The sequence below is a fragment of the Deferribacterota bacterium genome (assembly GCA_034189185.1).
Taxonomy (GTDB): Bacteria; Chrysiogenota; Deferribacteres; order Deferribacterales; family UBA228; genus UBA228.
Genome location: JAXHVM010000122.1, coordinates 1 through 5,489, shown reverse-complemented (window position 1 = coordinate 5,489; position 5,489 = coordinate 1). Strand labels below are relative to the sequence as shown.

The 5,489-nt window shown below is 30.4% G+C and carries 5 protein-coding genes; all 5 read left to right on the top strand.

The genetic code is table 11. From position 1 onward, the window contains the following. The first annotated feature begins 101 nt into the window (after positions 1-101). Positions 102-1,625, top strand: a complete 1,524-nt coding sequence (gpmI, locus tag SVN78_08025; protein ID MDY6821551.1) for a 2,3-bisphosphoglycerate-independent phosphoglycerate mutase — start codon at positions 102-104, stop codon at positions 1,623-1,625. Positions 1,626-1,704: 79 nt separating this feature from the next. Next, positions 1,705-2,295 carry a ComF family protein gene (locus SVN78_08020; protein MDY6821550.1) on the top strand — a complete coding sequence of 197 codons (591 nt, stop codon included), beginning with the start codon at positions 1,705-1,707 and terminating at the stop codon, positions 2,293-2,295. A 1-nt stretch (position 2,296) separates the two neighbouring features. Continuing rightward, on the top strand, positions 2,297-3,475 hold the full coding sequence (locus SVN78_08015) for a PAS domain-containing protein (protein ID MDY6821549.1): 1,179 nt from the start codon (positions 2,297-2,299) through the stop codon (positions 3,473-3,475). Further along, a complete protein-coding gene (gene gap, locus SVN78_08010) occupies positions 3,465-4,460 on the top strand; it encodes a type I glyceraldehyde-3-phosphate dehydrogenase (GenBank protein ID MDY6821548.1) in 996 nt (331 codons plus the stop codon). Before SVN78_08015 ends, gap begins: the two co-directional genes overlap by 11 nt. Positions 4,461-4,541: 81 nt before the next feature. Next, the coding region (locus SVN78_08005) for a phosphoglycerate kinase (protein ID MDY6821547.1) at positions 4,542-5,489 on the top strand (948 nt) is incomplete at its 3' end.

The following is a 5,489-nucleotide window of genomic DNA, read 5'->3' as shown; positions in this document are numbered from 1 at the left end:
GATGAAAAGAGATTAGAGTATATACCCTTTGCTAGGTATTGTACGGAATGCAAAAGTGAGCTTGAAAAAAGTGGCAAGTTGAAGCTCTAGTTTAGTTTTCCATGGATAGAAGAATTATATTATTAATACTTGATGGTTGGGGTTATCGTGAAAGAAGTGAATACAATGCTGTAAAATTGTGTAATCCTGTAAACTTTAATAATCTGTGGAAGAATAATGGGCATACCTTTTTACACGCTTCAGAAGAATGGGTTGGTTTGCCTAAAGGGCAGATGGGTAATTCTGAGGTAGGGCACACAAATATTGGTGCTGGTAGAATAGTTTATCAGGAGTTTATGAAAATAAATAAGGCTATAGAAAATAATACTATTAAAGAAAATAAGGCTATAATTCATTTTTTAGATAAAGTTAAAAATGCTAATTCTAGGGTGCATTTTCTAGGTCTTCTAAGTGATGGTGGTGTACACAGCCATATTGATCACTTAAAGAGTCTGCTAAGATTAGTAAAAGAATATGGTATAGAAAAAGCTTTTATACATGCATTTACAGATGGTAGAGATACGCCCCCAAATAGTGGTGTCAAATATGTTGAGGAATTGAAAAGCTATCTGAAAGAGATAAACTATGGTGATATTGCAACAATTATAGGAAGATATTATGCAATGGATAGGGATAAAAGATGGGATAGGGTAAAGATGGCTTATTATGCAATTCGCTTTGGAGAGGGGGTTAAGGAAGGTGATCCAGTAAAAGCTATTTTAAGTGCTTATGATAGAGATGAATCTGATGAATTTATAAAACCAATTGTTATATCAGATGTTGATGGATCAATTAAAGATGGGGATGGTGTGTTTTTCTACAATTTTAGAGGTGATAGGGCAAGAGAATTAACATATGCATTTGTTAATGAAGATTTTAGTTACTTTGATAGAAAAGGTAAGCCAAGTATCTATTATATAACAATGACAGAATATGATAAAGATTTAGATGTGCTAGTCGCCTTTCCTCCTGAGGAGTTAAAAAATATTTTTGGAGAAATTATAAGTGAAAAAGGTTTAAGACAGCTTAGGATAGCTGAGACTGAAAAATATGCTCATGTGACATTTTTCTTTAATGGGGGCAGAGAGTTAAAATTTCCTAATGAGTTTAGGATATTAGTGCCATCTCCAAAGGATGTTCCTACATATGATAAAAAACCAGAAATGAGTGTTTATGAGGTTACAGAAAAATTTAAAGAATCCTTTATTAATGATAATATTGATGTAGCTATAATGAATTTTGCTAATCCCGATATGGTAGGTCATACAGGTGTTTTAGAAGCTGCTATTAGCGCATGTAAAGCAGTGGATAATTGTCTAGGTGATGTTGTAAAAATAGCTAATGAGACTGATTCAGTTTTATTGGTAACAGCTGATCATGGTAATAGTGAGCAGATGTGGGACTATAGCACAAATGGTCCACATACAGCCCATACTACAAATCCAGTGCCTTTTATTATATATAACTATAAATGTAAATTAACAAGTAAATATGGAAAATTAGCTGATATAGCCCCAACAATGTTGGATATATTAGGTATTGACATCCCTAATGAAATGACGGGTGAGTCATTAATTGTTAAATGAAATTTTTTATTGTGAATGCGTTGGTTGTAAAAAAACTATAAATTTCAATAGAATATTATGTTCTAATTGTGTTAAAAAATTGAAGAAGATTAAGATAAAATATAAATGTTTAAATTGTGGTTTTCCATCAGATGTTAAGGTTAACTATTGCAAAAACTGTTTTGATGAAAAATATTTTGATAAAGTATTTTTTTATTTTTATTATAAAACACCAATAGATGGAATAATAAAAAATATGAAGTTTAACAATAATATAAGATCTGTCTATTTATTGCGTAGAATCTGCAAGTATTTATCTTTACCAGAGCCATTAAAATATGATATAATTACTATGGTTCCAAGCCATTGGAAAAGGAGATTTATAAGGCTTTTTCATCCTGCTGATATTATGACTAAAGAGATCTCTAAATTACATAATATAACATTGATAAAGCCAGCTGTTAGGAAAAGAAAAACGACTTACCAGTGGCAGCTAAAATATAAGGAGAGGTTCAGAAACATAAAGGGCGCCTTTAATTTAGTTAGAGATGTTAGGAATAAAAATATATTACTTGTTGATGATATCTATACATCAGGAGCAACAGTTAATGAGTTGTCGAAGCTTTTTAAATATAGTGGTGCAAAAATAGTGGATTGTTTTATATTATCGATACCTGAAAAACTAGGATGAAATGAAAGTATTATTTAAAGAGTTAATTGGGAAATTATTAGAAGGAATTAATATACCTATATATGTCAAGATGGGTAATGAATATTTTTTACACAACAATAAGCTGAAGCAAATTAATATATCAGATTATTTTAAAAAACAGTTAAATAATAATAAATCTAATATAGCCGGGTTTTTTAAGGATAATTTAGTTGAATTTAGGGTTATAGAGCTAGAACTGGGAGAAGACAAGCTATATCTCATAATTCCGAAATTTTATGATTTAAATAGTATTTTAATAAAAGTTTTTTCTAATGCTTTCAAAATATATAGAGAAAAACAACATATTGAGGAGAAATTAAAAAGTGAAATTAAACAGTTGGAGAAAGATAGAGATAAATTTGAACTTATATTAAATGGCCAAGGAAACCTTTTCTTTGTAGTTGATTTGGATTATAATATAAAATTTGCTAATATCTCACTAGCTAAATTGCTAGGTTGTGGAACACCAAAACAGTTAATTAACAAAAAATGTTTCAAAATAGTTTATAAATTAGATAAACCCTGCAAATGGTGTAAAATGAGCGAAATAACTAGTATTAAGCAACAGATTAACCAAGAAGTTGATACTTATATAGATGGTAAGAAATATTGTTATGATCAGATAATGTATCCTGTTGTATTTGATAATTCAGTTATAAACATTGTTGAGTCTTTAAATGATATAACTACTTATAAAGAGATAGCTGAATCAATGGAAAAAATTGATGAAGAGAAAAAACAGATAGCCAGGAAAAACCTTAATAATTTAAAGGAAATAGGTGCATTAAAAAAAGCTTATAACGAAATTTATAACGAATATTTAAACACAACAAAGCAGGTCGATAAACTTAACCTATTGATTAATAAATTGGTTGAATATAACAATGTAAGAAAGTCTATTGAACTATCTGAGCAGTTAAAAAATCAAACAAGTGAAAATATGTTACTCAAAGATAAGCTTAAAAATACAACAGCTAGGTTGAGTAATTATGAAAAAAATATAAAGGAATTGAAAAACAAAGCAATTTATGAAATAAATAGGCTTGGTAATATAATTAAGAATAGAAAGGAATTAGATAGTAGTGATATTGAAAAGTTTATCGCATTTTTAGATGAACATATTAAAAAATATATAAAGGAGGATGATAATGTCAGTTAGAGTGGGTATTAATGGTTTTGGAAGGATTGGCAGATGTGTGTTTAGGTCTGCATTAAAGGGTGGATTGCCTATAGAATTTGTTGCTGTTAATGACTTGACAGATCCTTTAACCTTGGCACATCTATTAAAGTATGATTCAGTTCACGGTATTGCAGATTTTGATATTGATCACACTGATAAATCGCTAATTGTAAATGGAAAAGAGATAAGAGTATTAAGTGAAAAAGATCCATCAAATTTAGGTTGGGGTAATTTAGGTGTTGATGTTGTTATTGAATCTACAGGGTTGTTTAGATCTAGAGAAGCTGCATCGAAACATTTTGATGCAGGTGCAAAAAAAGTTATTATAACAGCACCTGCAAAATCTCCTGATATTACCGTTGTATTAGGTGTGAATTTTGATCAATACGATAGCTCGAAACATCATATTATATCTAATGCATCATGTACTACTAATTGTTTAGCTCCAATTGTAAAAGTATTGCATGATAATTTTGGTATTCAACAGGGATTGATGACAACAACGCATTCATATACTAATGACCAGATGATTTTAGATTTACCCCACAAAGATTTAAGGAGGGCTAGAGCTGCTGCTGTATCTATGATACCAACTACAACAGGCGCAGCAAAAGCAATAGGTGAAGTAATACCAGAGTTGAAAGGTAAACTTGATGGTTTGGCAATAAGGGTTCCCACACCTAACGTCTCAATTGTTGATCTAACTTGTACTATTGAGAAAACAGCAACTGCAGAAGAGATAAACAAAGCTATGCAAAAAGCAGCCGAAGGAGAGCTAAAGGGAATATTAGAGTATTGTACTGAACCTGTTGTATCAGTTGATTTAAAAGGGAACAGTAGTTCTTCAATTTTTGATGCAGAGCTTACAAAAGTTATAGGAAATACTGTAAAAGTATTTAGTTGGTATGATAATGAATGGGGATATTCAAATAGAGTAGCTGAATTAGCAACGAAAGTATTATAAATAATTTTAATTATTATGCTGCTACCAACATTTTTATGGTGGCAGCAATTTCTTTATTTATTATAAAAATAAGGAGGAAATATGAGAATAAAATCTATCAAGGATTTAGATTTAAATAATGAGAGGTTGTTTCTCCGCGTGGATTTTAATGTACCAATTAGAAATGGTAAAGTAGATGATGACACACGTATTAGAGAAGCTATGCAAACAATAGAATTTGCAAAAAATAGTGGTGCAAAAATTATATTAGCATCCCATCTAGGTAGACCTAAAGGTGAGAGAAGAAAGGAATATAGCCTAAAAAGTGTTGCGGACTATATTAGTGAAAACTTTTTCAAAATAGGTTTTGTTGATGATTGCATTGGAGAAGAAGTAGAAAGAAAGGTTAATACTTTAAATAGCGGCGAGATATTATTATTGGAAAATTTGCGATTTCATAAAGGAGAAGAAAAGAATGATCCTGAATTTGTTAATGCTTTAAGTAGATTTGTAGATGTTTATGTTAATGATGCTTTTGGTACATGTCATAGAAAACATGCTTCTGTATACGGCTTACCATTAAAAATTGATAAACGTGCAGCCGGATTTTTAATAGAAAAAGAGGTAAAAGTTTTTGATAAAATATTAACAGATCCTGAAAGACCCTTTGTTGCTATTTTAGGGGGTGCAAAAATAAGTGATAAGATAGGAGTTATAAATAGTTTATTAGATAAGATAGATAGGCTCTTTATAGGTGGTGCTATGGCTTATACTTTTTTAAAGTTTAATGGTGTTAAGGTTGGTAAATCTCTTGTTGAAGAAGATATGCTTAATACTGTAGGGGATATTGTTAAAAAAGCAGAGTCAAAGGGGGTAAAAATTTATTTACCAGTAGACCATATTGCCTCAGAGAGCCCTGAAGGAGAACCTAAAGCAGTTGATTCAGCTAACATTGATGATAATCTAATGGGTTTGGATATTGGTATAAAAACAATATCTTTATTTAAGGACGGACTGAAAGATGCAAAAACTATTTTATGGAATGGTCCT